This is a genomic window from Methylobacterium sp. A54F (assembly GCF_053346035.1).
Genome location: NZ_JBKFBF010000006.1, coordinates 1 through 26,967 on the forward strand (window position 1 = coordinate 1; position 26,967 = coordinate 26,967).

A 26,967-nucleotide genomic window follows, 5' to 3' on the forward strand; every position below is an offset into this window, starting at 1 on the left:
CGTTGGGGTTGAACACCAGCGCGCCGGGGTTCACGCCGCCGCCCGCCACCGTGGCGAAGGCGAAGCGGTTGCGGTTGCGCCCGAAGTCGACGTACTGCGCGTCGGCCTCGACGCCGATCACCACGCCGGAGCCCGGGGTGAACTGGTAGTTGTAGCCGATCTGGCCACCGCCGACGAAGCCCTCGTTGTTGTTGCGGTTGCCGAAGGCGACGACGCCCGCGGCCGGGGCACCGGCGGCGGTGCGGAACAGGCTGCCGGCGGTGGTGGCGCCGGCGGGCACGCCGATCACGGTCGGGGCGCGGTCGTCCTGAGTGCCGAAGCCGTAGCCGGCGTTGAAGCCCGCGTAGAAGCCCGTCCAGGTGAACACCGGCACCGGCTGGAACACCGGCGGCGCGGCGCGGCGCGGCAGATCCGCCGCGAAGGCGCTGCCGCACAGGAGGGCGGCGGCGGTGCTGGCGAGGAGAAGCGTCTTCATCATCAAATCCCGTGTGTTCCCCCAAGGAACTTGACCGCACAGAAACGGGAAAGGCCGCCGGCCCGATAGTGCGCGATTGCAACACCCCTCCGGCCGCCCGGCGCCGCACTGCGGGAGGCGTGCGGACCGATGTGCGGCACCGCACAAGACACCCTGCGCCCCTTGGGGAAAGCGGGAGCCCGGCGCCGAGCGGTAACGGAAAATAAAATGCCCCGCGTCCGATGGGCTCGCGGGGCACAAGTTCGCCTGCACGTCGCCCCCGGGACCAGCCAGGCGCGCGGCATGCCCGATGTGAACGCACTTCCGCGCGGGAAGACAAGGCGTTTCGGCAACTTCATCGCACGCGACCGCCCAGGCGTGGCCGAGATGCCGCGCTCCAGCCCGCCGGAGCCGATACGCAACCAAAGGTCGAACCCGGTATTCTTCACCGTGTTCGCGGCTAGAACCAATGGTTAGATGGGTCAGTCGCTGCGGTTTTGAGCCTATTGGGTTCTAGAGCCGAACGATGGGCGGGCCGAGCCGCGTTCTTTTACGGGTTCCGGCCCGCACCGCGACGCCCGATATGCGTCCGCGTGCGCAGTGCAGGCTGACCGCGACCGTGATGCTGCTCACGGACGACGTCCGGGGTCCGCGACATCCTGAGCCCAGATCCACCATCTGGTTCAGGAGGCTCCGATGCAGCTCCTCGCCGTCGTCCTGGTTTGCGCGGCCGCCATCTCCCCGGCCGAGTGCTCGCGCGTCACCGCCCTCGACGTCGCCACGCGTCCCGTCGCCATGCCGATGGAATGCGCGATGACCGGGCAGGTGATCGCCGCCGAGACCCTCGACCTGCACAGCGACGACGGGCGCTACCTCGTCACGCGCTGCGAACGGCGCAAGGGCTGAGGAGGACCGGGCTGAGGAGGACCGGGCTCAGGAAGGCGGGCGCTCTGCCGCGCCCTCGACCCGCGTGACCTTGACCTGCCGCCCCGGGAGCGAACCCAGGTGCCCCGTGACCTGGACCTTCACGGCGCTCGCCTCGCCGGAGGCCATGTAGCCGAGCGACGGCGGGACCAGCATCAACTGCTTGCGGTAGTTGAGATGCGCGGGCGCGATGGCGCAGCCGACGAAGACCTCGCCGACATAGACCTCGATCCGGCCCGGATCGTCGCTCGGGTCCATCTCGACGGCCTGAGCCTCCCACCAGACCTGGATGAACAGGCGGCTCGCCCTGTCCTCGGCGGATGCGAGGCCGACGCCGGCCAGGGCGATGCCGCCGGCCAGGAGCGAGGCCCAGGCGCCGCGGACCGCACGCTTCGGGCGGGTCGGCCGATCGACGAACGCTTGGATGGCCATGGCCGCCTCCGGAAGAAGCTCTCTCGTGCGACGCGCTGCCCGATCACCGGGAGCCGCCCTTCCGTGCGCCGGCCGGGTCCCGCGTCCAAGACGCGCGCGTCTTGGTTAAGGCTTCGTTAACGTAGCCGCGGAATGCGGGCGCCGTCTCAGCCGTAGATTGCGGAGCGGAGGCGATTCCAGCCTACGGCTCCGTCGACCGGCGGGCCGCCTCCCGAACGAAGGCGAGGCACGCGCTGCGCGCCTCCGGATCCTCGATGCGCAGGAAGGCGGACAGGAGTTCCACCTCCTCCAGGCCTGCCAGATGCGGATCGCTGCGAGCATCGCCGGTGATGGCGGCCCGAAAAGCCGTCTCCGGGATGCCGAGGGCGGCGGCAATCCGTGCCATGATCGTATGTTCGACGTTCTCGACCATTGATCAGACCAACGTGACGCCCGCGCGGTTGCCTCTTGAGGCACGGAGCAAACTCCACCCCGAGCAATGAGAGCGAATATCTACACGAGTCCGACGAATTCATGTCTCCATGAAGGCATTCGTTTCTTTCGTGTTTCCACAAAGCTAAATCTTGATCGACCCATCTACGCATCGATATTTAAGATATTTTTAGGAAATCCAATCGCGCACATAACAATCGTGAGCTCGCGTTGCGCGCGGTGGCATTGTTAATTCGAGCGTCGGCACTGCTTCGCGTCCGGCAGCCGGCCACGCAGCGGTTTCCGAGCGGCGCGAGCGATCGGCTTCCCTCCCGACAAGAGCCTGCTTATCCGGGGAATCGAGGTTGCGCTAATCATAAGTGGCATCTGCAGCCGCACTTCTCCTCTGAAGTTGCAGATTCCTGCGACTGCGCCATTGATCCGGACTCAAAGTCGGGGAAGATGTGCGAGGCCGGTGCGCGTGGAACCAGCGTATTCGTTGCCATCGGGATGATCCTTTCGAGGGGGCGTCTCGAGGATGTGGAGAAATGTCGGCCAAGGACCGCGCGACTGTGCCTGACAGTGGCTTCACCCGGTGTCTCACAATGCTTCGAGGGGCTTCATGCCGGCGAACGTATTGCCGCTGACCGGCGGGTTGGACATCGACCTGCATCGGAATCCGGGCGGACCGATCGTGTCCGGGCTCTGGACCTGCGATTTCGTGGACCGGCGCCTCAGCTTCCCGGCCTCGCTCGCGGACGTGTTCGGCCTTGCGCGCGGAGGAACGGCCGACACGCGCCCCCCGGGCCTGGACTTCAGGACCCACGTCCATGCCGAGGACCGCGACCGGGTGGCATCCGTCGTGGCGCACGCGATGGAGGAAGGCGGGTCCTTCGTGGCGGAATACCGCGTCGACGCGGGGCTGGCCCGCACGCGCTGGATCCTGGAGCGCGGCAGCTTCGAGCTCGATCGCCGCCGGAAGCTCCAGCGCGGGCACGGCCTGCTGATCGACATCACGGCCGCTGCTGTCAGCGAGGAAGGCTTCGGCCTCGACGTGCCGTCCGCGGCGACGCACCCCCTCGTCCGTGCAGCCGGCCACCTGATCGCGGCCCATCGCGAACTGGCCAGGACCGGGGAGCGCGGTGCCCAGCGCACCGCCGACCTGCTGCTGTTCGAGATCGGCAGCGCCCTGGCGCGTCTCGGCGCTCCGGGCCCCTGAGACCGGACGCCGGCCGGCACGCACGGATCTCATCGCCCGGCGGCCTCGCTGCATTGCGGTAGAATACGGTCAAGGTATGCGCTTGGCGCACGGCCGCACCGTTGCTCCCGCAAGGAACACGATTGCGCCCAATGAAGTTTTAAGTTGTACCTTGCATACCAAGCGTCGCCCGACCGCCTCAGCATCAAGATCGACAGGCTCATGACCCCCTCGAAGCCCAAGCAGACGACTCACGCCGATCATTCGATCGGCACGCGCATCGCCGCCCTCCGCATCTCGCGCGGCGTGAGCCAGACTGCCCTCGGAACCGCGATCGGGGTGAGCTTTCAGCAGGTGCAGAAGTACGAGAGCGGGCGCAACCGGGTCGGCGCCGGCCGGCTCCAGGCGATTGCCGACCTCCTCGAAGTGCCGATCGCGACCTTCTTCGACGAGGACGAGTCGGAGGCGTCGGACCACGGCGAGGCGCTGATCGGCCTGAGGGCGGCCGGCGCGCTGGATCTCGTGAAGGCCTACAGCGCGATCCGCGACGACCAGGTCCGCCGCGAGGTGCTCGCCCTTGTCAAATCCGCGGCTCGCCTGGAGGCGGGACGCACCGAGTCCTGATGCGGGGCTCCGCGCCGTCTCAGGCCACCTCGTCGGTCAGGCTCTCGAACTCGGTCCTGACGCACACGTAGACCCGCTTGAGCCAGGCTTGCGCCTCGGCCTGCGCGGCCCGCGCGACGCGGGCCTCCGCCTCGGCCGCCCGGGCGCGCGCCTCCGCGGCGGCGGCGGCGGCCTCGGCCCGCTCCGCCCGCTGCTGGGCCTGCGCGGCCGCGGCCTCGGCGGTGCGCACCCGCTCCTCGGCCTCTTCGGCCTGGACGATGCTGCGCTTGATGAGCGCCTGCGAGCGCCGCACGGTCTCCTGAGCCTGGTCGCGCGAGCGGCGCACCCGCGTGCCGACATCGCGGATCAGCTGAACCGCACCGGGCCAGTCGACCTCCGCCCTGTCGCCGAACAGGTCGTCATCCGCGGCCGCCACCTGCGGCGCGGAGCCTGAGCCAGGTCGGCCGGCGGGCCCGTCCGGCGGGTCGGCGGCCGGGCCGTCGTCGCCCTCGAAGAGCGCCCGGAGCCGCTGTTCGTGGACGGCCTGACCCATCAGGCCGGACCCGGACGAGCCACGAGGCCGGAGAACTCGGTGCTGATCGTCTCGTGCACGCGGAACAGCCACTCCTCGGCGATCCGGGCGCGCTCCTCCGCGGCCGCGGCCCGCTCGTCGGCGGCGCGGACCATGCTCTCCGCGTGCGCCTGGATCTCGGCCGCCCGCATCTCCGCGGCGCGCACGCGCTCGCTGGCGGCGCGCATGTCCTCGCGGACGCGCTCGAGGAGTTCCTGGACCCGCTGCTCCTGCTCCTGGGCCTGGCTCTCGACCTCGCGGGCGCGTCCCGCTGCACTGCGGACGCGCTCGATCAGGGCCGCCCATTCCTGCGGGGACGAGGGGCGCTGGGTCGCGGCGGACGAGGCCGCCTCACCGGGCGCGCCCACGAGGCGAAGGATGCTGGCAAGGTGATCGGGCGCCGACGGCAGCGGAGCCGGCGAGAGCGCCGACCTGTCCACCGCGCCGTCGAGCCCGCCCGGACGTTCCCATTGAAGCTTCTTGGCCGGATCCATCGCTGTGCAATCCACGCGTGCCCCGAAGCCCGGAATGAGCGGTCGGCGCTGAGACGATCAAGCGATGATTTGGACTGGTTAACGGTGTGTTAACGCAAGTGTTGATTGCTAACCTTGCGTGAACGCAACTGAAAATCCCGAGATCCGTGGCCGGCGCGACACAGGGACGAGCGCCTCTCGGCGCCCCTGCTCGCAGACCGGCGCAACGGCACCGGCCGATGGGTCGCGGGCGGGCGCAAAGCGCCCTCCCCTTGCGGGACGAACGCGTCGCCTCAGGCCTTCTCGACCTCGAGGTAGCCGATCCGCCCGAAGCCGTCCTCAGAGTAGATGACGCGCGCGAGATCCACCCCCGGGATCAGCGAGGCGAACGCCTCGATCTCCGCCGGCGTGCGATACAGGAGGAACCAGTCCATGAAGGTCTCCATGTATCCCTCCTCGCGGACGCCGTGGAGGAAGTTGGGGATCAGGAGCCGGCCACCGGGCTTGAGGCGGTCGAACAGGCTCTTCGTCAGGCGCGCCGCGACGCGGGCCTCCAGGTAGTCGTACAATCCGGCCGCGTAGATGAAGTCGAACGTGCCGACCTGCTGCTTGGCCGTGATGAAGTTGCGCACGCTGAGCGTCCGGGTCTCCACCGCCGTCCCGCAGGCCGCGGTGCCGGCGGCCGCGATGCGCAGGCTGGTCTCGTCCTGGTCGGTGGCGAGGAAGCGGCGGATGCCTCCATCCCGCAGGGCCTGCGAGCTCTCCGCCTCGCGCAGGTGGCCGCAGGCCACGGCGAGGATCTCCGCATCCGGGCAGCGCAGCGCGGCCTCGTCGATCTTCGCGGCCAGGATCTGCTTGCGCTGCCGCACCGCCTCGCAGGCCGAGACGTTGACGGTGTGGTCCATCACCGCCCGCCCCGCCTCCGTGGCGGCCTCGACCGCGGCCCGGGTCGCCTCGTGCCGATAGACGAAGTCGATGAGCCCCGCATCGCCCGGATAGCCGCGCGGCCGCAGGAACGAGTGGCGGGTGAAGGGGCACTCGTGGATCAGCCGGCCGATCGCGTGGGAGCGCGCCGTCGGCACGACGGCCTCGCGCCAGGTCTCGGGGGCGAAGTTGGCCTTCAGAAGCTCGAGGAGACCGATCAGCTCGGAGGCGACCGGCCCGGCTCCGGCGTGCTCGGCCTGGGCCAGGAGCCGGTCCAGGGCGTGGCGGACGTCCGCGACGACCTCCGGATAGTAGTTGGTGCCCGGCGCCGGGGCGCGCCGCTGGATGGGGCGCCGGTTGAGGAGCGCCTGAACCGTCGTGTCCGGAACCGTCGACGACGGCCCCGTCCTCTGCGCCGGCAGGGCCTGACCGCGCGCAAGGGGTACGGACGTGCTGCTCATCGACTCTCGCCTCTTGAACCGTGGCTTCGACCTGTCCGGACGCGTTCCGTGCGTCGGCAAGCCCAAGGTTAACGATCCGTTAAACGAAAGCTAAAGTTGTATGTTGATTCATGGTTAATTTTTACCGATGCGCAACGTTGCGCACAGGCAGAGGCCACGTTGTCCACCGCTGTCGGCAAAGGCCAAGCCGCTGATTTAGCGGGCTTTACGTGCCTCTTACTTGCGGGTTTGCTTTTCCGGTGGACAGCGCTTCGGTGCGCGCGGCGTTAACCCCTGCGAGGCCGGGCCGGCCATGCCGGCCTCGATCCGCTCGCACGGAGCCCTTGACACCCCCGCGCGGATGGAAGGCCCGTGCCCGAGCAGGCCTCGGACTTCAGCTGCGGGCGATCGGACGCCGCCGACGAACCGCGGACGGGCTGGGCGGACGGCCTGGCGGACGGATTCGGGGGCGCCGAGCCGACGCCCCGCGAAACCGTGTCCGCCTGCCGTTCAGCGGGCCGCGGGCGTTCCGGTCGAGCCGGTCGCCTCGGGGGTGCCGGGCCGGATGCTCCACAGCTCGGTCGGCAGGCTGATCGGCGCGCCGGGCTTGTAGTCGGCCGAATCCTGGATGTGGGAGGTCGTCACGTAGATCGTGCCGTCCGGACCCTCGCTGAAGGTGTCCGGCCAGCGCAGGCGCGGGTCGCGCACCAGGGTGGTGAGGGCCGATCCTGCCTTCGACAGGTCGCGAACCTTCACGGAATCGTCCTGCGGCGAGGTCACGTACATGCGGCCGTCGTGCCGGGAGATCAGCAGGCCGTCCGCCACGCCGTTCTCGCCGACCGTCGCGATCTTGCCCGCGAGGCTGCGGTCGGTGAGCGTCTCCGGCACCACCGCGGCGGTGGCCCAGCCGGTCAGCGCGTCGGTCGGCAGGCTGTAGAGCGTCTTGCCCTTGATCGCCTGCCAGTAGAGCGTCTTGCCGTCGCCCGACAGCGCGATGCCGTCGGCCGAGAAGGCGACGCCGCGGCCGTCCGGCCGGCGCAGCGGCTGCCCGTCGTAGGTCACCGTCACGCTCTTGTCAGGCATGGTCGCGGGATCGCCGGCCAGCACCCGCCGGGCCTTGCCGCTGTCGAGGTCGACCACGATCAGCGCGCCCTCGGCACCCGAATCCGTGAGGTAGGCGGTCTTGCCGTCCGGCGCGATCCGCACGTCGTTGATGTAGGAGGCCTGCAGGACCGTGCTGGTGTCGAACGGGATCGTCTTGATCACCTGGTTGGTGGCGAGGTCGATCCCGACGAGCTTCGGGCCGTCCTTGATGACGTGGGCCATGGCGGGCGCCGCCGCGTCCACCACCCAGAGGCGGTTCTGGGCGTCCGCCACCACGCTCTGCACGCAGACGAAGTGATCCTTCGGCGAGACTTCGTCGGCCCGCGCGTTGCGCCAGGCATTCCACTCGGCGTTCGGATAGGGGACGGGCTTCCCGTCCTTCACCTCGGCGACCGAGACCGGCGCGTCCTCGCTCCAGCGCGGGAAGTTCACGAACATGCGGCCGTCCCGCGAGACCGTGATGCCGGTGACCTGATGCTCGAAGCGCGCGACCTGCGTGAGCTGCCCCTGTCCGGTGGGCGCCTGCGCCAGCGCTGGCCCCGCCGCGGTGCCGGCGAGGAGGGCGGCGACCAGGGCGATGCGCCCGGCGCGCAGGCGGGCGCGGTGCAGTGTCGGCATGCGGAAACGACCTCGTGAGCGTTGGGGGGTGTTTCCGGGCAACGCGGCGTGCGGTGCGAAGGTCCATCACGAGGGCGAGGCCACGCCGGGGCAGCTCGCGGGTTCGCCCGCCGCCGGAACTGCGCAGCCGGGGCGCCGTTGGCCTCGGACCACACGAAAACGGGAGGTAACAATGAGAATCCTCACACTCGCCCTCGCCGCGACCCTGGCGCTCGGCGGCGCGGCCCTCGCGGCGGAGGGTGGCACCTCCGGGACATCGCGCTCGGGCACGCAGAACAGCACCGGCGCCAACGATGCCGGATCGGGCGCGTCGCCGGGCGCGGCGGGCAGCGCACCGACGACCGGCGGGATGAGCCGCTCCGGCACCCAGAACAGCACCGGCGCCAACGATGCGGGCGCTGGCTCGACCCCCGGCGCGAAGGGCACCGCGAAGGGCTCCGGCACCCACTAGGCACCCGGCCGGGCAGCGCGGGGCGCCCCCGGGGGCCGAACGGCTCGGTGGGCGCCCCGCCCTCCACCGCATAGACCGGCTTGGCATGATCGAAGCGATGTGCACTCGGCCTGAAACATGCGAGGATCGTTGCGATACAGACGTCGCATCTGCGCAGGTCCGACGCGATGTCTGATTTCTGCGGCCGCTCGACTTTGAACTCCATGACTTGACGGGCATCATGGGCAGCAATCGGCCCCGCAGGCAGTGCGGCGCGACGGCACGAGGGGCAGTGATGGGTGAACGGTCAGATCTCGGCCCCGCGGGCCTTGCCCTCGGTCTCCTGCTCCTGGGCGGTGTCGCGCCGGCCGCTGCGCAGGGCGCCCCCCTGCCGAACGTGAACGATTGCACGTTCATCCGAGACCCGATCGCGCTGCGGGACTGCATCAATCTCTACCAGGGCCAGCGCCTCGCGCCGGGACCGCGCGCAGCTGCCTTCCGCCCGCGTCCGATCGTCGATCCCGCCCTGATTGCCGCGGCTGGGCCGATCGCCGGCACGCGCCCCGGCCGCCGCAGCGTGCGCGTCCGCGCGATGCGGGAAGCGCGCCGCCAGCCCCCGTCCAGCGCCGTGCAGATCCAGCAGCTCGCCCCGGCTCAGTAGACCGCCTGGACGAGGCAGGTCGCGCCGGAGCGGTTGAGCGCCGAGCAGAGGCCCTGCTCGGAGCGCGGGCTGTCCGCCCGTGCCTCCCGCGAGGATGCCCGCGCCCCGCGCCGCGCCTCGGTCGCAGTGAGCCGACGGGGCGCGGCCCTCGTCTCGAAGACCGGCGCACCGGGGGAGAGGAGGCCGGCCGTCGCGTTCTGCGCGAGGCCGGTGCCCAGGCTCGTCAGGGCGAGGATCGGCAGCGCCGGGCTCACCCCGCCGGGCGCCCAGGCCTCGACGGGGCGGCCGGTGATGCGCAGCACGTAGGTGCGGGTCTCGGCGGGCAGTCCGGAGCGGCCGTCGAGCCAGTCCTGCACGCGGCGCGGGCCGGCGTTGTAGGCGGCTGCGGCGAGGCCGAGATTGCCGAACCGGGCCTGGTGCTCGCGCAGCAGCTCCGCGGATTTCGGGATCGCCTCGCGCGGATCGAACGGGTCGCGCAGGCCCCGCTCGGCCGCCGTGTAGGGCATGAACTGCGCGATGCCCTGCGCGCCGGCGCGGCTCACGGCCTTCGGATCGAGCCGGCTCTCCTGGTGCAGCAGCCGCAGGAAGAAGTCCGCCGGCAGGGCGTTCCGGGCCGCCGAGGCCAGGATCAGGCCGCGGATCTCATCCGTGCGCTCGCCGAAGGACAGGATCCAGCGGGCGTCGTCCGCACCCTCCGCGGGCCGGACGATCAGGAGGTCGCCGCCGAGCGACGGGGCCGGCCGCGGCCCTGCCCGCACCGCGGGCTGGACGGCGAGGCGCACCGCGAAGGACGGCCTGCGGTCGGGGTTTTCGACTTTGGCCGGATCGAAGGGCGGCAGGGTGAGGATGAGGCCCGAGACCGCGACGGCGCACAGCGCGAGGGCCCGCACGATCGGCCATCCGCCCCAGGCGGCGGCTCCGAGCGAAGGGGCGGCCTGCCACCGCATGGCGGCTCAGGACTTCGCCACCACGGGCTCGGCGCCCTCCGGCAGCACGAGCTCCGGCTGGACGAGCGGTGTGGGCTTGTCGCGCAGGAGGTACTCCGTGATCAGGCGGTCGCCGGAGGCGGGGTCGCGGAAGCGCCACAGCTTCTTGCGCGCGCCCTCGATGATCGTGGCGTAGACGGCGAGGTCGATCGCCTCGCGCACCGCCATCTGCGTCGGCTCGTTGCGGGTGACGCCCGCCTCGACCTGCAGGAGCTTGGCGACGGAGACGTAGCGGTAGGCGTTGGCGTTGAGGGCGACCGAGTAGATCGTCTTCGTCACCGTGACGCTGTTGAGCACCTCGCCGCTCTGCACCGAGACGATGCGCATCGCCACCGTCACCTCGTCGCGCCGGTACTTGGTGTCGCCGCCGACGCCGAGGAGGTTCGCCCCCGCGCCGCCCGTCACCGTGTTGGCGTCGTAGGCGATGATGCCGCCCTCGAGGATGAGGCCCGCGAAGCGGATCGGCGGCAGGGGCTTGGCGTCCTGGCCCTCGAATTCCTGGCGCGTCGCCCGGATGAGCTGGCGCTCCTGCAGGAGGTTCGCGAGGCCCGTGCGCTCCACCACCGAGAACCACTGCCCGCCGCCGGCCCGCCGCAGGGCATCGACCACGAAGGCCCCGCCGCCCTGCGTGACCGCCCGCGAGTACTCGGCGATGTTGTCGTTCGGCTTGTTCTGGCCCGTCAGGTCCGGGAAGCTGTAGATCGCCACGTCGACCTTGCGGATCGGCGGCGGCAGCGTCTCGAGGTTGAGGTCGGTGGGGGACGGCGGCGTCACCACCGGCGCCTGCGCCAGGGGCTCGCGCAGCCAGGTGGTGGTGCACCCCCCGGCGCCGAGCCCGAGGGCCGCCACGCAGGCCGCCCGCGCGAGCCCGCGGGCCGAGAGGCGGGCCACGGCGCGAAGCCCGGATGCGCGATGCAGGATCATGGCCGGGACCGTGCGGGATCAGGGAGCGCCGGACAGCGGCGTCGTGCCGGAGCCGTTGGCGAGAGCGGAGGTCGCCGGCACCACGACCGTCGTCGTCGAGGAGCCGTCGAAGATCTGCAGCTGGATGTTGGTGCCGACCCGCTGGAACGTCACCGTCGAGCCGCCGAAGCTGTAGCTGCCGCTCTGCTGCGCGTTCTCTCCGAAGATCGCCTGCGTGATCTGGTTCGCGAGCGACCCGTAGATCTGGGACTGGAGCTGCTGCGAGAAGAGCTGCCCCTGGCTCAGGCTGCTCGAGCTGCTCTGGGCGGCCGATTGCAGCTGCTGCAGGCGCTGGGCCCGCCGCTGCGCGTCGTTCTGCGCCGCCGCCTCGGCCTGCAGCCAGCCCCCGTTGAGCGGGCTGCCGCCGAAGGACGGGTTGACGGGCTGGTAGGTGAGGCTGCCGGCCGACGCGGCCCCGCACAGGGCGAGGGCCGGTGCGGCGAGGAGGCCTGCGAGGAGGATGCCCTTGATCATCTGCCGCTCCGCGAGACCGAGACGTTCCCGCCGTTGCCGACCTGCGTGATGCTGACCGGCAGCGGGTTGCTGCCCTGCTGCTGCGCCGTCACGGCGTTGTTGTTGCCGCGCACCGTGATCGTCGCGTCGGCGCCGCTGCCCTCCTGGCGGGTGCCGACCGTGTTCGCGTTGCCGAACACCGTGACGGTCGAGCTGTTCTGGTCGCCGGCCTGGATCTGGGTGACGCTGTTGCGCGCGCCCGTCACGACCTGTAGCGCGCTGTTGCCGGTGCCCGACATGTCGATCGTCGACGCGTTGCCGGTGCCCGTCTGGAACGCGCGCGCCTGGTTGGCGGCGGGCCCGTAGGCCGGCCCGCTGGGCGACATCAGCCCCGCCGCGGCCTGCCCGCCGAGGATGTACTCCGCCTCCCGGAACCGGTCCTGCGCGAGGCCGCGCGGCTGCGCGGGCGCCCCGGTGATCCGGACCTGATCGATCGTCACCGGATCCTGCGCCGCAGCCGGCGTCGCGGCGAGCGCGAGGCCGGCCAGGAGCAGGCTCAGGCGCGCGGGCGCCGGCCGCCGTTCGTGTCTCATCGCGTCCTCCCTGCCCCGGACCGCCCTGTCCTCGAGCCGCGCGGCACGAGACTCTCGATAACAGATGCGCGGTCGGGTTGCATTCCTCTGAAACACCGAAGGGCTGTGGACATCGCTTAAACCGGCTCGGAAACCGCGGACGATGCCTAATTTCTGGACCCGTACTCTTATGGAAAAGTCTTAGGCCGAATGTTTGAACGATCTATTTCTGTCTTCGGCCCGGCGATATCCTGGTTAATGTACCGTACACGGAACGTTTTTGGTCAATGATTTGGTCCTGACCAGCATCTCCGGCCAAGAACACACGGAACGCCTGCGATCGACGCGACCGTGCTCTCACAGCCTGTCCTCCCGCTCCGTGCGGCAGGTCATCGTCCGGCCCTCGACCTCGATCTGCCCGTCGATGCGCAGCACCGTCTCCGGCCCGACGCCGAGGATGACGTTCCCGACCGGTTCGCCGTGCCCGGTCATCGCCGGAAAGGCTCCGGCCTGGCTCAGCTGGGCGCTGCCCGCCGAATCCGACTTGCCGACCCGGATGGTGTAGCGGCCCGTCACGCCGGCCGGCCCTTCGATCCGCAGCCCGATCCGAGCGGTGTCACCCGCGCGCGTCTCCACCACGCGGCAGGTAAGATCGGCGGGCGGCAGGTCGACGATGGGCATGGGGGCCTCATCCAGCGACGGCTGGGGAAAGCACGCCGGTCGCGTGACCGGCGTGCCTTCGGCTGTCTGCGGGCGGTGGCGGGAAGCAAGCTTCCCGCGCCGGCCCAATCAGCGCTGCTTGATCGAGACGGTGTTGAAGGTGCCCGACTGCGCGTACACGGCGTTGGCGAAGCCCGCCCCGGTCTGCGAGATCGTGCCGTTGTTGTAGCTGCCGACTTGGTAGCCGAAAGCACCGACACCGGCGCCGCTCTGGGTGATCAAGGCATCGTTGCTGTTACCAACCTGCAGCACGGCGGCATAGTTGGTCACGCCGGACTGCTTGATGGTAGCATCGTTGTCATTGCCGCGCTGAACAATGGCAGCGTAAGCGTTGTTGGCGCTGTAGTACTGATTGATCGCGCCCGTGTTACCATAGCCGTCCTGGAAGATGCCGGCATAAGTGTTCTGCGCGCCGTTCTCGACAGACACGGTGCCCACGTTCCGGTCACCCTTCTGCTGGAACTGGACCTGGCCCTTGGTGCCAGCCTGCGTGGAGGTGAACTTGTTCTTATCGCCGGCCTGGAACGAACCGCCGTTCGCATCGAGCCCGAACGAGGAGCGCGTCCAGTTACCGGTGGTCGTCACCACGGAGTTGTTCGAACCGCTCTGAGTGATGCTCAGATTGTTGTAATTACCGACCTGAGCCACAGAATAGGAAGCATCCAGGGTCGCATTGCTCGCGCCGGTGGACAGGTTTCCTGCAGAGAGGTCGACGTAGCTGTTGACGCGGCCCGCCTTGTTGTTGGTGCCACTCTGGTCAACGGTGGCGTTATTGCCGAAAGAATAACCAAAGAGACCAACGCCGTTTCCACGCTGCACAACGACAGCCTCGTTGGCGGTGGTGCCGACCCCGAGGACGGGGGCGCTCGTCGACTGCGCGAAGGCCGAGCCCGCAACGAGCGACAGGGCGAGCGTGGTGGACGCAAGCAATGCGATTTTCTTCACTGGATAGCTCCCTGTGTAAATCACTACGAACGCGATGCGTCCGCGACCCGTCACAGTTGAGCGGGCCTGACCCCGGCTCGTTAACGGTTCGTTTACCTACAAGCAGCGGTCGCAGGAAATCAAGCGATCGAAAGTGGCAGATATTGCAGGGATCAGCGGCGGGTTTTGTGTGCCTTCACCTGTCTTATTCTCGCAGTCCGACACGCGAGACTGCATTGAATCACCAAGCCATATCAGCAGCTTAGCCATTCGCCGAAAGGGCTGCGCGCGCTCCATATCTGGGGGCCGCTTCGCGTCGAGGCGGGTCGTAGACAGCAAATCCGGACGCTGGACTGTGCCTTCGAAGTGACACTAACCCTACGTCGAAAGAGGTATAAACCTGCCGATAAGAGCTATCACTGCAGCTTGGTATGAGTCTGTGGACAGGATGATTGTTGTCGCCGCAAGCATGGCGCAAGGAAAGGACACAGCGACTCCTTCCGGAGCATCGAATCTGCTTTCGTTGTGCGGAGACGGGTCCATATCGACAAGCCGCACGAATTTACGGTTGTTGAGAAAAATCAACCATAAGTACGTATAACCTTCCAAAATTGCGGCCGAGCATACGAATGCTTCGCTGGATCGGCGAGAGGATCGGGTTAGGAACACGAAGGCCGACCGTCGCGAAGCCTGAACGCATCGCGCCCTTCACGAACAGGTCGCCGGCAACCGGCGCCACGCCAGCCTGGACAGTGACCCATGCGTCAAACTCTGAACATCGACGTTCACCGGCTGCCAGCGCTCGGCGCCGCGAGCCTGATCGCCGCCGCGCTGGCCCAAGCGCCGGGCGCCCAGGCGCAATCGATCGCCGGCAGCGTCCCGGTCCGGCCCGCCCAGTTGCAGGCTGCGCAGGGGCAGAGCCAGGCCGCGGTGCAGGCGCAGGTGGCCCCGCAGGCGACGGCGCAAGCCCCGCAGGCAAACGCCCCGGCCCCGCAGCCCCAGCCCCCCGCCGGCTGTGACGCCGCCTGCGTGCGCGCCAATGCCGAGCTGGCGAGCCAGCTCTGCGCGCCGCGGGTCGAGGCCGAGGCGCCGACCGATTTCGAGTGGGTCTCCCGGCCCTTCGCCAAGATCTTCCAGCAGGCCGAGGCGCCGGAGGGTACCGCGACGGTGGTGCGCTACCGGGGCGACTCGATCCGCTTCCTGAGCCCCCAGAAGGAATGGGTCCGCGTCACCTACGAGTGCGGGTTCGATGCCGCGAAGCGCAGCGTCGCGTACGTGCGCGTCCGCCTCGGCCGGCTCGATCAGGCGGCGCCGGCGGGGCCGCAGGCGGGCCGCCCGCAGCAGCCGGTGCCGCCCCCCGCCCAGGCCCAGGTGCAGGGTTCTCAGGGCCAGCCGCAGGGTCAGCAGCAAGGCCCCGCCGCCGCACAGGTCAAGCGGCTGCGCCCTTCGGAGCCGAGCGAGATCGAGATCCGCCAGGTCGACGGCAGCGCCCGGCAGGCGCGGCCATGAGCGCCCGTGGCGCGTACCCGGGGTTCCGCCGCGGGCTCGCCGGTGCGGCGGCGCTCCTCATCGCGGGGGTGGTGCCGGCCCTCGCGCAGCCGAGCCCCATGAACGTCAACGACTGCACCCTGCTGCCGGACCCCGGGGCGCTCCGCCGCTGCCTCGACCAGACCGAGGGCCGCGTGCAGGCCCCGGCGGCTCCGGTCGCCGATCCGGCCACCGGCGGGCGCACCCAGGCGGCCGCTCCGGCGGAGGCCGGCTCGGCGGCGCCCGCCACGGCGCAGCGGAGGCCGGACTTCCTGCAGGGCGCGGGCCCACGGGCGCGCAACCCCGAGGCGGGCCGCGCCAACATCATCGACCTGCGCTGAGGGCGTCCGTCCGGCGCCGTCAGCGGATCTGCCGGGACAGGGCGACGCCGAGGCGCGGCACGCCGCTCCGGGGCCGGCTCGCCGCGATGAAGACGACGAGGTCCTTGCCCGGGTTGACGACGAGCACGCTGTTGAAGCCGTCCGTCCCGCCGACCTTGAGGAAGACCGGGCGCTGGCCCGCCTCCGCGTCCCCCGGCTCCTCGATCCAGGCGAGCCCCTGTCCGAAGGTCTGCCCCTCCGGCTGGTAGATCGGAGCCATCGCCTCGCGGAGCGCACGGATCAGGAGCGGCGGCACCGCCGCCCCCTCGACCGTTTCGTGGCCGAGGGCCGCCTCGCCGAAGGCGAGCATGTCCACCGCCGTCGAGCGCAGGGCGCCGGCGGCGTACCAGGCGAAGACCGGCCAGGGCATCACGGGCTGCCCGTCCGCGCCGTAGCCCGGGGCTAGGCGCGCCCGCTGCTCCGCCGGCACGGCGACCGCCGTGCTGGCCATGCCGAGCGGCCCGGTGATCCGCGCGCGGACCAGTTCCTCCCAGCGTCCCCCGAGGCGCGCGGCGACGAGATCGCCCAGGAGCCCGACGCTCGCGTTCGAGTAGCGGTAGGGCGCAGGCAGGCCGCAGACGCCCCCCTCCCCGTCCTCGGGCGACCAGCGCTCGACCCAGCGCAGAAAGTCGGCGCCCGTGTAGGTCCCGATGCCGCGCTCGGCGAGCGCCCGCGGCGCGTCGCCCGGCAGCGCGGGCATCCCCGAGGTGAAGTCGGCGAGCTGCTGCGGGGTGATCCGCGCCGTGCAGGGGCGCAGCCGCCTGTCCGGCAGGTAGGACTGGATCGGCGCGTCGCGCTGCATCCGCCCCTCGATCACGGCCTCGGCGAACAGCGCGGTGGTGAACACCTTGGTGATGGAGCCGATCTCGACGATGGTCCCGGGCTCGTAGGGCCTGTCGCCGGTGCCGCTGTACCCGAAGTAGCTGCGCCGCCCGCGCCAGCTCACGCCCACCACCGCGCCCGGCATCGCCTCGCGGGCGACCGCGCCGCCGACGAGGCGGTCGACCAGCGGGCGCAGCGCCTCCGCGTCCGCCCCGGAGGCCGTTCCCCCGGCGGGACCGCCTTGCGCCGCGGCCGCGGTGGCGCCCACGAGACTGAGGCCTGCCCAGAGCAGCAGCCGGTGCCAGCGCCGATCGTTCCGCCCGTGCCGCGCCATGCTCACCCCGATCGCCCCCAAGGGCCGCGTTGCCTTCCGCACCGGACGGCACGGGAGGAACTCGCCCCGTCTGGTCGAAAGACGACGGAGAGACAATCCAGGGACATTCTTCATCCCCGTGGACTTCCTGGCGCTCCGCCCCCTCGCGTCCACGCGGACTGCACGACGGGTCGATACCGGTCCCCTCCCTGCCACTGGCCCGAACCAGCGGATCGGGATGTTTCGCTCAGGCCCCACCGGGCGTTCGGTGCTCTCGGGCCGTCCCTATCCGACCCTGCGTGCAGCCCGCGGCCATCGGAAACGTTCCGCTCCCTGATCGATAACATTCGCGTCACTGATGCGCCTGTACCAGGGAAAAGCGTGTGCGATGCGGAACCCGTTTGCGCACGACCCGTTTGTGCCCCGCTGCCATCGCGGCGGTTGCGTACACAACGGGGGTCAGGCGAGCCGTGACGGTGGGCGTCGACAGGCATGAGCTTCGGCAGATCATCGCCGGCCTCAGCGAGGGCGTGATCCTGGTCGAGCCCGACCAGACCATCGCCTACGCCAACGCGGCCGCGCTCGCGATGCACGGCGCCGAGAGCCTGGACGAGCTCGGGGCAACGGTCGAGGCCTACCGCGACCGGTTCGCACTCCGCTACCGCAACAACCACGCGCCCGTCGCCTACCCGATCGAGCGCGTGGTCTCGGGTGAGCAGTTCCAGGACGTCGTCGTCGAGGTGACGCGCACGGACCGGCCCGACCTCGACTTCGTGCATTCCCTCAGGAGCCTCGTGGCCACCGACCGCGACGGCCGCCCGAGCTGCCTCGCGCTCATCCTCAAGGACGTCACGGACCAGTTCGAGGCCGAGGAGCGCTTCGAGCGGACCTTCAACGCCAACCCCGCCCCGGCCGTGATCACCCGGCTGTCGGACCTGCGCCACGTCCGGGTCAACCTCGGCTTCCTGGAGATGACGGGCCACACCCGCGAGGCCGTCATCGGCCGCAGCGTCTACGAGGTCGACGTGCTGGCCGGCGCGCGCAACCGCGATCTCGCGGTCTCGCGTCTGAACGAGGGCGGCACCATCCCGCAGATGGAGGCCTGCCTCGAATTGCCGGATGGGAACACCCGCTTCGTCATCGTGGCCGGGCAGCCCATCGAGATGGGCGACGAGCCCTGCATGCTGTTCACCTTCGCGGACCTCGAGCTGCGCCGGAAGGCCGAGGCCGCACTGCGCCAGAGCGAGGAGCGCTTCGCCAAGGCCTTCCGCCTCACCCCGGTCGCGACCGTGCTGGCCCGGGCGGAGGATTTCCAGGTCACCAGCGTCAACGAGGCCTTCGGCCGTGTCTTCGGCCTCGGCGAGGACACGGTGGTGGGCCGCACCCTGGTCGAGGCCGGGCTCTGGGTGACGGAGGCCCAGCGCCAGCAGTTCGAGTCGGCGCTCGCGCGGCACGGCTACGTGCTCGGCGTCGAGGTCTGCCTGCGCCACGAGAACGGGACGGGCCTCGACTGCCTGGTCTCGGCCGAGCGCGTGAGCATCAACGACGCCGCGTTCGTGCTGATCGTCCTGCAGGACATCACCGCCCGCAAGCACACCGAGCGCGAGCTGTTCGACGCGATCGAGACGGTGATGGCCGACACCTCGTGGTTCAGCCGCGGCCTCATCGAGAAGCTCGCCAACCTCCGGCGCCCGGGGCGCGACGGCCCGGACGGGTCGGTGCCGGACCTGACGGTGCGCGAGCGCCAGATCCTGAACCTGATCTGCTCGGGCCTCGACGACGATGCGATCGCGCGGAAGCTCGGCCTGTCGCGCAACACGGTTCGGAATCACGGGGCCGCGCTGTACCGCAAGCTCGGCCTGCACAAGCGTACGGAGGTCATCCTGTGGGGACGCCAGAACGGTTTCCCCGCGCAGGCATCTGGTAGCTGAAGTTCGCTCTACCAGTATTTCCGTACCATTGATTGTGCGTTGCGCGCGCACATCTGCAGGGCGGCGCCGGAAATCCTCGCGCAGGACGAGGGGTCCGGCATCGAACACACGGGATCGACTTTTGCCACGCCTCAGTCGGGCGCGGCGAAGAACACCCTCGACGCGAGCCCCGGCCATGCCGGAGCGGCGCTCGGGGGCCGACGCCGCGGGGCGGAATGCGCCTCGGCGGTTCATCCACGGAGCCTCGCCCGAGGCGCCGTCACCACGGGTACGGACCGACACGGGAGAACGACATGGTTGACACGGACAGGATCACGGGCGCCGCCAAGGAGATCGGCGGCAAGGTGCAGGGCGCGGTCGGCGACCTGACGGGCTCGCACCGGGACTCGGCCGAGGGCCGCGTGCGCGAGGCGGCCGGACAGGCCGAGAACCTCTACGGGCAGGCCAAGGACGCGGTGCGTCACGCCTCGGACGAGGCCTACGACTACGCCGAGGACGCCTACGAGCGCGGCAGCCACTACCTGCGCCGCGGCACCCGTGAGGTCGGCCAGCAGGTCGCCGAATACCCCCTCGCCTCCCTGCTCGTCGCCGGCGTCGTCGGCTTCGGCCTCGGCCTCCTCGTCACCGCGCGCCGCGACTGACGCCCTCTGCACGATCGTCTGACGACCGCCTTATCCGGAGTGAAAGCGTGACCACCATCCAGACCGTTGCCCCGCCCCTTCCCGCCGAGGCGCACGCCGACACGCGTGCGGTCCTCCTCAACCAGGTGTCGTGGGGTGCCATCTTCGCCGGCGCCGTCACGGCCCTCGTGACCCAGGTCATCCTGAACCTCGTCGGCGTCGGTGTGGGCCTGGCCTCCGTCGGCACCAACGCCGCCGACAACCCGGCCGCCTCCACCGTCTCGCTGAGCGCGGGGGTCTGGTTCGTGGTCTCGGGCATCGTCGCCTCCCTGGCGGGCGGCCTGATCGCCGGGCGCCTCTCGGGCAAGACCCTGCCGGGGGCGGCCGCGCTGCACGGCCTCGTCTCCTGGGCGGTGACGACGCTCGTCGTCCTCTACCTCATCACCTCGGCGGCCAGCGGCCTCGTCGGCGGCACGCTGAGCACGGTCTCGGGCGCGCTCGGCGGCGCGGGCAACCTCGTCGGCGGCACGGTGCAGACGGCCGCGCAGGCCGCCGCCCCCTCGCTCTCCAAGATCTCGAACCCGCTCGACGGCATCGAGAACACGGTGCGCCAGCAGGCCGCCGGCCAGGACCCGCAGGCCGCCCGCGACGCGGCGGTGGCGGCGGTGCGCGCCCTGTTCACCGGCGACGCTTCGCAGAAGCAGCAGGCCGAGGCTCGCGCGGCCGATGCGCTCGCCAAGGCGCAGGGGATCCCGGTGGAGCAGGCCCGCCAGCAGGTGCAGGATTACGAGCGGCAGTACGATCAGGCCGTGGCCGCGGCCAAGCAGAAGGCCGAGGCCGCCGCGGTGACCGCGAAGTCCGCCGCCACCCAGGGTGCCTTCTACGCCGCCCTCGCACTGGTCCTCGGGGCGCTCGCCGCCTTCTTCGGCGGCCGGCTCGGCGCCCCGCGCCCGGTGTCCCTCGTGGCCGGCTACGACGCCCGCCGCGCCTGACCCCATCGGCGCCCGCCGCGCGGGCGCCTCCCTCACCGGCATGGGCCGGCCAACCGCTCACCAGGGAGACATCCGATGAGCAGCACCACCGACAAGATCAAGGGTCTGGCCAACGAGGCCGTCGGCAACGTCAAGCAGGGCGTCGGCAAGGCGACCGGCAACGACCGCCTCGTGGCCGAGGGCAAGGCCCAGGAGTTGAAGGGCGAGGCCCAGAAGGCCGTGGGCGACGTCAAGGACGGGGCCCGGAACATTGCCGACAAGATAACCGGCAAGCGTTGAGATTGCGGGCGGGACCGGCCGAGCCGGTCCTGCCCTCGATCGAAGGCGGATCCGCTTACGCCGAAATCTGTACTCGGGACCGTGAGACCGAATGCTACGGCGAGATGTCGTCTCATCAGCCGCGCAGATGATTCCATGAACCTCGAGAACTTTCGCCGGGACGCCGCCTATCGGTCCGGGGGCATTTCGAATTGGGACATTTATTCCGTCGCGTTGCGGCAAGCGCATGCGGTGAAAAACAGTCCGTCCAGGATCCTCGACTACGGCGCCGGAACGGGCGATTTCACGAAGGAAATCAGTAAATACTTCCCCGGCTCATCGGTGAACGCCGTCGACATCATGCCGCGCCCGATCGATTTCGATCCCGGCATCGGCTGGACCGAGATGGATCTGAACGACGTCAGCCGGATGGATGCGAATTCCTACGACCTGGTCTTCGCCGTGGAGGTTTTCGAGCACCTCGAAAACCCGAGGAAGACCATGCGTGACATCTTCAGCTGCCTCGCGCCGAACGGCGTTGCGATCATCACGACGCCGAACGTCCTGAGCATCCGGTCGCTTCTCACCATTTCGACCCGGGGTCACTTCGCCGCCTTCGACGACGCGAACTACCCGGCGCACATCACGCCGCTCAGCACGGTGGACCTCTGGCGCTGCGCCCTCGAAGCGGGCTTCGTGAACCCGCGTCTCTTCTTCATGAACAACGGCAAGATCCCCAAGCTGCTGACCAGGCACTGGAAGGATGTTCCGCTGCTCGGGTCCTACTTCAAGGGCCGGCTGTTCAGCGACAATTACGGGATCGTCGTAACGAAGCCCTGAGACGTCGCCGCCGGCGGCTCTCTGGCTCAAGCGCCAATGGACGCTATGAAGCCCTCTGCATCCACGGGCGACCTGGCGAGGCGATAGGGTCGGCCAAGGCCAATGCAACCACCAACTGTGGCGCGCCCGCATCGTGTCGATGACGAGCGTGCATCAGATTAAAATGCATCCAAACAATGATCTTGTTTAGCATTGTGATGATCAGCACCGATCAATAGTAACGACCTATTACGGGTCCCTGATCCTGCGTGAGGTCGCGTCGTGTTGCTTGATCCTGACCATCGCCGCGCCGCGCAGGTGCTGCGCGCGCTGCTGTCCGGAACCGCGCTCCTCCTCGGCTATACGGAAGCCCAGTCACAGGCCGCGAGGGACAGCGTCACGCTCGATACGCTCAGCGTCGAGGGCGGAGGGCAGGTCACCGAGAGCGCGACGGGACCGGTGCGCGGGTTCGTGGCGACCCGGAGCGCCACGGGCACCAAGACCGACACGCCGCTGATCCAGACCCCGCAATCGATCTCCGTGGTCACGGCGGACCAGATCGCCGTGCAGCAGGCTCAGTCCCTCGGGCAGGCGCTGCAATACACCGCGGGCGTCGCCGGCGAGGTCAACGGCGCGGGTGACACGCGCTGCGGCGGCTTCCAGATCCGCGGCTTCGACGTGACGAGCAACTCCGTCTACCGCGACGGCCTGCGCCTGCCCGGCACATCCTCGGCGGACTTCAACTGCCTCGATCCGTACGGCGCCGAGCGCATCGAGATCCTCAAGGGCCCGGCCTCGGTCCTCTACGGCCAGAACGGACCGGGCGGCATCATCAACTACGTGAGCAAGCGGCCGCTCTTCGTCCCCTTCGGCGAGATCGCGCTGGCCGGCGGCAGCTTCGACCGGGTCCAGGGCACGTTCGACTTCGGCGGGCCGGTCGACCCCGAGGGCAAGTGGGCCTACCGGATGACCGGGCTGGTGCGCCAAGCCGGCAACCAGGTCGATTTCGTCAACGACGACCGCGTGTTCATCGCGCCGTCCGTGACCTGGCGGCCGACCGCCGACACGACGCTGACGATCCTGACGAACTATCAGAAGGACATGGCCGGCTGGGGGCTTCAGTTCCTGCCAGCGCTCGGCACCGTGTTCCCGAACCTCGGCCGCTTCATTCCCCGCAACCGCTTCGTGGGCATCCCGGGGCAGGACCGGTACGACAGCGAGCAGGCCTCGATCGGCTACCTCTTCGAGCACCGCGTCTCGGACGATCTCATCGTGCGCCAGAACGCGCGCTTCAGCCACCTGCGCAACGACCAGATCCTCGCCTATGGGGCGGGCTACGCCGATCCGGTGACCGGCGACCTGGCGCGCTTCGGAGGCACCGGGCGCTCGATCCTCAACACCTTCGCGATCGACAATCAGGCGCAGGTCCGGTTCCTGACGGGCCCGTTCGCCCACACGGCCCTGTTCGGGCTCGACTTCCGGGACACCGGCTACGCAGAGAAGGCCAGCAGCTTCACCACGTCGCCGATCAACGTCTTCGCACCCGTCTACAACGGCGTCGTCAGCGACCTCACCCCATACCAGGACGTCCGGGTCGGCCAGCAGCAGCTCGGCCTCTACCTGCAGGACCAGATCAGGTTCGACCGCTTCACCCTGGTGCTGGGCGGCCGGAGCGACTGGGCCGATACCAGCGTCAACGACCGATTCAACGCAACGCGCACGGACAAGTCCGTCCAGGCCTTCACCGGCAGGGCGGGGCTGATCTACAACTTCGACAACGGGATCGCGCCCTACGTCAGTTACTCGGAATCGTTCCTCCCGACGCTGAACGTCGACCTCAACGGCCGGCTGTTCGCGCCGGAGACCGGCCGGCAGTACGAAGTCGGGGTGAAGTACCAACCGCCGGGCTTCAACGGCTATTTCACGGCCGCGGCCTTCGACCTGACCCGCCAGAACGTCATCCGCTTCGATGCCGTCAACGCCACCTTCGCGGCGCGTCAGACGGGCGAGATCAATTCGCGCGGCGTGGAGTTCGAGGGCGTCGTCAGCCTGATCGAGGGCCTCAACGTCAGGGCCGCCTACGCCTACATCGACGCCGAGATCACGAAGGACCCCGACGGCGGCAATGCCGGAAAGGTGCCCGTGACGGTTCCGCGGCACCGCCTCTCGGTCTGGGGCGACTACACCGTGCAGACCGGCGACTTCCGGGGCTTCCAGTTCGGCGGCGGCATCCGCTTCGTCGGCTCGACCTACGGCGCCGACCCCAACACCTTCAAGGTCCCGGAGGCGACGGTGCTCGACAGCCTCGTCAGCTACACCCGGGACAATTACCGCCTGTCCGTCAACGTGACGAACCTCCTCGACAAGCGGTACGTCGCCTCCTGCTTCAACGCGGATTTCGGCTGCTTCTACGCAGAGGGCCGCCGCGTGATCGCGCGGCTCAACTACCGCTGGTAGGCGCGCGGACCTGCGCTGAGGGTCTGACCGCCCGCCCGGGGCACGCGACCATTCAGGATCAATGAAGCTCGTAGCAGTTCACGACCACCCGCTGGTTGCGGGTGACGTCGTACAGGGTCGAGCACTGAACGAGGTATTTCGCATCCTTCTTCCGAAACAGGATCAGGGACGTTCGCACATCGTAGTTCCCGACATAGCCGGCGATCTCCCATCCGTCCGCCAGGAGGCGCTCGATCGTCAGTTGAGGCTCGGCCGCCGCGACGGAGCCGCAGAGGTTCAGGGCGAGGAGGAGACCGAGCCGAATGCGCATGGGGGTTGAAACTCCTGGAAGCGACAGCCTGCCCGATGCGGCGGGCTCAGTGAATCTGCTCCGGCCGTGTCCGCAACGCGTGTTCGCGCGCGAGCGCGACGCCGACGGCGAGGAGCGCCTGCCTGATGCCCGGCAGGGCCGCCTTCACGCCGTCCTCCTCGATCAGCCCGTGGGCCATCAGGAGGCGGTCCGCGATGAGTTCGGCGGCACTTCCCGGTTGGGTCGCCGGGTGGGAGGGCGGCGGCACGTAGCGCCCGATCGTGCCGTGGGCGGTCGGTTCTTCCGCGCCGCCCGGGCTGAGCTGCGTGACGGACCCGAGGTAGCCCAGGAAAGTCTGGCCCGGCGGCCCGTAGGACGGGACCGCTCCGGCCAACACCCAGACGTACTGTCCGTCCGCCCGCCGGAGGCGGTAGCGCGCGCTGTGTTCCACGCGCTGGCTCAGCGCTCGGCTGAGGAGATCGCAGACGGTGCCGCCATCGTCCGGATGCACGTGCTGGAGCCAGCCCATGCCCGCCGCCGCGAGGGCCGACTGGCCGGTGAAGGTGGACCATTCCGGGCTGACGTAGGTTATGGCGCCGGTCGCATCGGTCACGAATATCATCTGCGCACCTCATCGGCCTCGGTGCGGCGCCTGAGGTCGGAACGGCGTCGATCCTGTTGACGACAACGTCCGTTGCGGCAGCCGGACCTGACACTCCGGCAACCTGCGGCGTGTGAAAGCGTTTCTGATATATCCAGTCCCTGGTGCCGTTCCCGCTCGCGCGGGTCACTGTGTCAATGCGATTGCGCTCGCTGCTCCGCTGGGAGCCGGAACATGGATGAGCACGATGCGGGCGATGAGACCCTGCAGGCCATCGCCTCGGCGCTCGGCCTGCCCGTCGCGGCCTTCCACGATCCGGGCTGCTCGGCGCTCCAGCGGGCACAGGACGTAGCGGACCTGCTGCAGGCCTTCGAGCAGATCGCCGATCCGGAAATCCGCAGAGGCTTCATCGACGCCGTGCGAAGGGCCGCGGTTCAGCGGGGCGATCCTCGGGCATGACCTTGGCCTGCGAGCAAGCCCGCGTTCGGGTGCCCAATCTGCCGCACGGCACCGGGCACGGATTCGGCCATTGAATCCGAGAGAGTCCCACGGCACCGCTATCGGAGGTTCGCAAACATGCCTCTGGCCCTCATCATCATGCTGGCAGGCACCGTCGGCGCAATCGCCATCACGGTAGCCGCCTGTCCGGCGTCGGACCGCTTCCTGCGCTGGTAAAAGCTCGCAGCCTGAAACTCTGCCGGGGTGCCCCGAGTTGGCCAGGCAGGCAGAACGCGAGGTCTCTCACATGGGCGCGGCAGTGATGATGGCGGGCGTGCTGGGGGCCGCGGCGACCCTGGTCTGCCTTCTCCCCGGCATGGACTCCTACTTCGAGTGGTAGCGACGCTCGTTCGTTGATCGCCGCGGAGGCGGCTCGGTGAAACGTGGCCTGCCAGGAGGGTTGCATTTCTCCATCTCAGTACTCCTACACGTTGAGAAGGTGTCCGCTCGATACACGTAGGAGTTGTTAACTGAGGGAGCCCGGCATGCAGGCCTCTGAATGCTGCATCATCCGCGTGTCGATCGCGGCGATCCTCGGTGCGCTCGTCGCGTTCGCCCTGCTCCTCAAGCACGGCTTCGTGTTCGCCATGATGCTCACCCCGCTCGCCGGAAGCTCGGCCGCGGTGGGTGCCATCGCGCTGTTCTGGCTCGTCAGCCTGGTCATCCCCTGCCCGCCCAGCGCCGAGCCGGACGCCGAAGCGGTGTAGCATCGGCGCGCGGGATCGTGAGGCGCTTCCACGAACGCCTCACCACGGTCATTCCCTGCCCGCACGAGAATTCGACCTGAGCTTCGAAGAATTCGGAGCGTGAGACTGGCGCGCAGCGCGTATCCGGCCCGATTCTGCGTCGCGGGCGGCCGCGCGTGCTTGGTTTAAATCTCGCTTCGAGCGTAAAGTCTCGTGGCGATGCGGGCGCAGCTCATGATCGCGATCGCACGGCGAGGGAGCGTTTCTTGGCCAGTTCCGGACGGGGTCGCATTGAGGCGACGAGCGATACGGCGCTCCAGACCGCGCTGGACGCAACGGACGTGGTCGGCCGCTGGAGGCTCGACGTCGACACCGGCCTGATCCACGCGGACGCCCTGGTCGCCCTGCTCTTCGGCTTCGATCCCGACGCGGCGGAGGCCGGCATCCACCGCGATCTCTTCGCGGCCGGCGTCCACCCCGAGGATCGCGAGCGCTCGAACAGCTTCTTCGACCAGTGCGCGCGCGAGGGCGGCTGGTTCATCATCGAGCACCGTGTGCGCTCCGCCGACGGCGTGGTGCGCTGGATCTTCGCGCGCGGGCATTTCGACGTCGACGACACCGGCCGGGTCTGCCGTGCCAGCGGCATCGTCATCGACATGAGTCACAGCCGGCCACCGGAGGCCATCTACGCCGCCGGGCGCCTGAGCGCCGCCGATGAGCCGCTCGATGAGGCCGCCCGCCACTTCCTCGCCGGCCGCGAGGCGCTGAAGGCCGTGCGGGATCCGACGCTCCAGATCCTGGCCGACACGGTTCTGCTGGCCCTGGGCCGGCGGCTCGCGAAGCGCATCGCCGAGAAGCGGCGCAGGAACCTGAACTGACCCCCACGCGATGCCGACGGCCTTACACGCCGAGG

General features: G+C 69.6%; 31 protein-coding genes and 1 pseudogene. 16 read left to right on the top strand and 16 right to left on the bottom strand.

Annotation, left to right across the window (positions count from 1 at the left end; all coding sequences use genetic code 11):
• Positions 1 to 475 (bottom strand): annotated as a pseudogene (locus ACLBXP_RS11205) (porin family protein); the annotation flags it as partial.
• A gap of 675 nt (positions 476 to 1,150) precedes the next feature.
• Here ACLBXP_RS11205 and ACLBXP_RS11210 point away from each other — a divergent pair.
• The gene (locus tag ACLBXP_RS11210) at positions 1,151 to 1,360 is read left to right on the top strand and encodes a hypothetical protein (RefSeq protein WP_447667741.1); all 210 of its coding nucleotides are present in this window, start codon (positions 1,151 to 1,153) and stop codon (positions 1,358 to 1,360) included.
• A 27-nt stretch (positions 1,361 to 1,387) separates the two neighbouring features.
• Here the strand turns inward: ACLBXP_RS11210 and ACLBXP_RS11215 are convergent, their stop codons facing one another.
• Entirely contained in the window at positions 1,388 to 1,810 is a 423-nt protein-coding gene (locus tag ACLBXP_RS11215; protein WP_447667742.1) for a hypothetical protein, read from the bottom strand.
• A 181-nt stretch (positions 1,811 to 1,991) separates the two neighbouring features.
• Entirely contained in the window at positions 1,992 to 2,222 is a 231-nt protein-coding gene (locus ACLBXP_RS11220) for a hypothetical protein (protein ID WP_447667743.1), read from the bottom strand.
• Positions 2,223 to 2,843: 621 nt separating this feature from the next.
• Between ACLBXP_RS11220 and ACLBXP_RS11225 the strand changes: the two genes are divergently transcribed.
• Both ACLBXP_RS11225 and ACLBXP_RS11230 read left to right on the top strand, forming a co-directional pair.
• On the top strand, positions 2,844 to 3,440 hold the full coding sequence (locus tag ACLBXP_RS11225; RefSeq protein WP_447667744.1) for a PAS domain-containing protein: 597 nt from the start codon (positions 2,844 to 2,846) through the stop codon (positions 3,438 to 3,440).
• 201 nt (positions 3,441 to 3,641) lie between these two features.
• Positions 3,642 to 4,043, top strand: a complete 402-nt coding sequence (locus tag ACLBXP_RS11230; RefSeq protein ID WP_447667745.1) for a helix-turn-helix domain-containing protein — start codon at positions 3,642 to 3,644, stop codon at positions 4,041 to 4,043.
• A 19-nt stretch (positions 4,044 to 4,062) separates the two neighbouring features.
• Here the strand turns inward: ACLBXP_RS11230 and ACLBXP_RS11235 are convergent, their stop codons facing one another.
• From ACLBXP_RS11235 to ACLBXP_RS11250, 4 genes are all read right to left on the bottom strand, one after another.
• Positions 4,063 to 4,575, bottom strand: a complete 513-nt coding sequence (locus ACLBXP_RS11235) for a hypothetical protein (RefSeq protein ID WP_447667746.1) — start codon at positions 4,573 to 4,575, stop codon at positions 4,063 to 4,065.
• Positions 4,575 to 5,087: a hypothetical protein gene (locus tag ACLBXP_RS11240; RefSeq protein ID WP_447667747.1), complete on the bottom strand. Its 513-nt coding sequence runs from the start codon at positions 5,085 to 5,087 to the stop codon at positions 4,575 to 4,577. The genes ACLBXP_RS11235 and ACLBXP_RS11240 overlap by 1 nt, the downstream gene beginning before the upstream one ends.
• Positions 5,088 to 5,359: 272 nt before the next feature.
• Positions 5,360 to 6,451: a class I SAM-dependent methyltransferase gene (locus tag ACLBXP_RS11245; protein ID WP_447667748.1), complete on the bottom strand. Its 1,092-nt coding sequence runs from the start codon at positions 6,449 to 6,451 to the stop codon at positions 5,360 to 5,362.
• 489 nt (positions 6,452 to 6,940) lie between these two features.
• Entirely contained in the window at positions 6,941 to 8,152 is a 1,212-nt protein-coding gene (locus ACLBXP_RS11250; RefSeq protein ID WP_447667749.1) for an L-dopachrome tautomerase-related protein, read from the bottom strand.
• A 172-nt stretch (positions 8,153 to 8,324) separates the two neighbouring features.
• Between ACLBXP_RS11250 and ACLBXP_RS11255 the strand changes: the two genes are divergently transcribed.
• Complete coding sequence (locus ACLBXP_RS11255) at positions 8,325 to 8,603, top strand: hypothetical protein (RefSeq protein WP_447667750.1); 279 nt, start codon at positions 8,325 to 8,327, stop codon at positions 8,601 to 8,603.
• Between the two features lie 274 nt (positions 8,604 to 8,877).
• Entirely contained in the window at positions 8,878 to 9,243 is a 366-nt protein-coding gene (locus ACLBXP_RS11260) for a hypothetical protein (RefSeq protein ID WP_447667751.1), read from the top strand.
• On the opposite strand, the gene ACLBXP_RS11265 is transcribed toward ACLBXP_RS11260, so the two are convergent.
• The 6 genes from ACLBXP_RS11265 to ACLBXP_RS11290 all read right to left on the bottom strand — a co-directional run bounded on the left by ACLBXP_RS11265 (position 9,237) and on the right by ACLBXP_RS11290 (position 13,882).
• Positions 9,237 to 10,190 (bottom strand): lytic transglycosylase domain-containing protein, encoded by a 954-nt coding sequence (locus ACLBXP_RS11265; protein ID WP_447667752.1) that lies wholly within the window; start codon positions 10,188 to 10,190, stop codon positions 9,237 to 9,239. The genes ACLBXP_RS11260 and ACLBXP_RS11265 overlap by 7 nt on opposite strands.
• Before the next feature lie 6 nt (positions 10,191 to 10,196).
• On the bottom strand, positions 10,197 to 11,153 hold the full coding sequence (locus tag ACLBXP_RS11270) for a CsgG/HfaB family protein (protein WP_447667753.1): 957 nt from the start codon (positions 11,151 to 11,153) through the stop codon (positions 10,197 to 10,199).
• Between the two features lie 18 nt (positions 11,154 to 11,171).
• Positions 11,172 to 11,666 carry a curli assembly protein CsgF gene (locus ACLBXP_RS11275; RefSeq protein WP_447667754.1) on the bottom strand — a complete coding sequence of 165 codons (495 nt, stop codon included), beginning with the start codon at positions 11,664 to 11,666 and terminating at the stop codon, positions 11,172 to 11,174.
• Positions 11,663 to 12,238, bottom strand: a complete 576-nt coding sequence (locus tag ACLBXP_RS11280) for a hypothetical protein (protein WP_447667755.1) — start codon at positions 12,236 to 12,238, stop codon at positions 11,663 to 11,665. The genes ACLBXP_RS11275 and ACLBXP_RS11280 overlap by 4 nt, the downstream gene beginning before the upstream one ends.
• Positions 12,239 to 12,574: 336 nt before the next feature.
• Complete coding sequence (csgH, locus tag ACLBXP_RS11285; RefSeq protein WP_447667756.1) at positions 12,575 to 12,898, bottom strand: curli-like amyloid fiber formation chaperone CsgH; 324 nt, start codon at positions 12,896 to 12,898, stop codon at positions 12,575 to 12,577.
• 108 nt (positions 12,899 to 13,006) lie between these two features.
• Positions 13,007 to 13,882: a hypothetical protein gene (locus ACLBXP_RS11290; RefSeq protein WP_447667757.1), complete on the bottom strand. Its 876-nt coding sequence runs from the start codon at positions 13,880 to 13,882 to the stop codon at positions 13,007 to 13,009.
• A gap of 738 nt (positions 13,883 to 14,620) precedes the next feature.
• Between ACLBXP_RS11290 and ACLBXP_RS11295 the strand changes: the two genes are divergently transcribed.
• Positions 14,621 to 15,370: a hypothetical protein gene (locus ACLBXP_RS11295; RefSeq protein WP_447667758.1), complete on the top strand. Its 750-nt coding sequence runs from the start codon at positions 14,621 to 14,623 to the stop codon at positions 15,368 to 15,370.
• Positions 15,367 to 15,729, top strand: coding sequence for a hypothetical protein (locus ACLBXP_RS11300; protein WP_447667759.1), 363 nt, complete (start codon positions 15,367 to 15,369; stop codon positions 15,727 to 15,729). The genes ACLBXP_RS11295 and ACLBXP_RS11300 overlap by 4 nt, the downstream gene beginning before the upstream one ends.
• Positions 15,730 to 15,748: 19 nt before the next feature.
• On the opposite strand, the gene ACLBXP_RS11305 is transcribed toward ACLBXP_RS11300, so the two are convergent.
• Positions 15,749 to 16,924: a serine hydrolase domain-containing protein gene (locus tag ACLBXP_RS11305; RefSeq protein WP_447667760.1), complete on the bottom strand. Its 1,176-nt coding sequence runs from the start codon at positions 16,922 to 16,924 to the stop codon at positions 15,749 to 15,751.
• A gap of 449 nt (positions 16,925 to 17,373) precedes the next feature.
• Between ACLBXP_RS11305 and ACLBXP_RS11310 the strand changes: the two genes are divergently transcribed.
• The 6 genes from ACLBXP_RS11310 to ACLBXP_RS11335 all read left to right on the top strand — a co-directional run bounded on the left by ACLBXP_RS11310 (position 17,374) and on the right by ACLBXP_RS11335 (position 23,980).
• A complete protein-coding gene (locus ACLBXP_RS11310) occupies positions 17,374 to 18,834 on the top strand; it encodes a helix-turn-helix transcriptional regulator (protein ID WP_447667761.1) in 1,461 nt (486 codons plus the stop codon).
• Positions 18,835 to 19,127: 293 nt separating this feature from the next.
• Positions 19,128 to 19,475 carry a CsbD family protein gene (locus ACLBXP_RS11315; protein WP_447667762.1) on the top strand — a complete coding sequence of 116 codons (348 nt, stop codon included), beginning with the start codon at positions 19,128 to 19,130 and terminating at the stop codon, positions 19,473 to 19,475.
• Positions 19,476 to 19,522: 47 nt separating this feature from the next.
• Complete coding sequence (locus ACLBXP_RS11320) at positions 19,523 to 20,446, top strand: PhnA-like protein (protein WP_447667763.1); 924 nt, start codon at positions 19,523 to 19,525, stop codon at positions 20,444 to 20,446.
• A gap of 75 nt (positions 20,447 to 20,521) precedes the next feature.
• Positions 20,522 to 20,725 (top strand): CsbD family protein, encoded by a 204-nt coding sequence (locus tag ACLBXP_RS11325; RefSeq protein ID WP_447667764.1) that lies wholly within the window; start codon positions 20,522 to 20,524, stop codon positions 20,723 to 20,725.
• 135 nt (positions 20,726 to 20,860) lie between these two features.
• Positions 20,861 to 21,544, top strand: a complete 684-nt coding sequence (locus ACLBXP_RS11330; RefSeq protein WP_447667765.1) for a class I SAM-dependent methyltransferase — start codon at positions 20,861 to 20,863, stop codon at positions 21,542 to 21,544.
• A 261-nt stretch (positions 21,545 to 21,805) separates the two neighbouring features.
• The gene (locus tag ACLBXP_RS11335) at positions 21,806 to 23,980 is read left to right on the top strand and encodes a TonB-dependent siderophore receptor (protein WP_447667766.1); all 2,175 of its coding nucleotides are present in this window, start codon (positions 21,806 to 21,808) and stop codon (positions 23,978 to 23,980) included.
• Between the two features lie 58 nt (positions 23,981 to 24,038).
• Here the strand turns inward: ACLBXP_RS11335 and ACLBXP_RS11340 are convergent, their stop codons facing one another.
• Positions 24,039 to 24,290 (bottom strand): hypothetical protein, encoded by a 252-nt coding sequence (locus ACLBXP_RS11340; RefSeq protein ID WP_447667767.1) that lies wholly within the window; start codon positions 24,288 to 24,290, stop codon positions 24,039 to 24,041.
• A gap of 46 nt (positions 24,291 to 24,336) precedes the next feature.
• Positions 24,337 to 24,891: a PAS domain-containing protein gene (locus ACLBXP_RS11345; protein ID WP_447667768.1), complete on the bottom strand. Its 555-nt coding sequence runs from the start codon at positions 24,889 to 24,891 to the stop codon at positions 24,337 to 24,339.
• Between the two features lie 213 nt (positions 24,892 to 25,104).
• Here ACLBXP_RS11345 and ACLBXP_RS11350 point away from each other — a divergent pair, with 213 nt between their 5' ends.
• The 3 genes from ACLBXP_RS11350 (at position 25,105) to ACLBXP_RS11360 (ending at position 26,932) form a co-directional block, all read left to right on the top strand.
• Positions 25,105 to 25,329 carry a hypothetical protein gene (locus ACLBXP_RS11350; protein WP_447667769.1) on the top strand — a complete coding sequence of 75 codons (225 nt, stop codon included), beginning with the start codon at positions 25,105 to 25,107 and terminating at the stop codon, positions 25,327 to 25,329.
• A gap of 524 nt (positions 25,330 to 25,853) precedes the next feature.
• Entirely contained in the window at positions 25,854 to 26,075 is a 222-nt protein-coding gene (locus tag ACLBXP_RS11355; RefSeq protein ID WP_447667770.1) for a hypothetical protein, read from the top strand.
• Positions 26,076 to 26,320: 245 nt separating this feature from the next.
• The gene (locus tag ACLBXP_RS11360; RefSeq protein WP_447667771.1) at positions 26,321 to 26,932 is read left to right on the top strand and encodes a PAS domain-containing protein; all 612 of its coding nucleotides are present in this window, start codon (positions 26,321 to 26,323) and stop codon (positions 26,930 to 26,932) included.
• Positions 26,933 to 26,967: the final 35 nt, after the last annotated feature.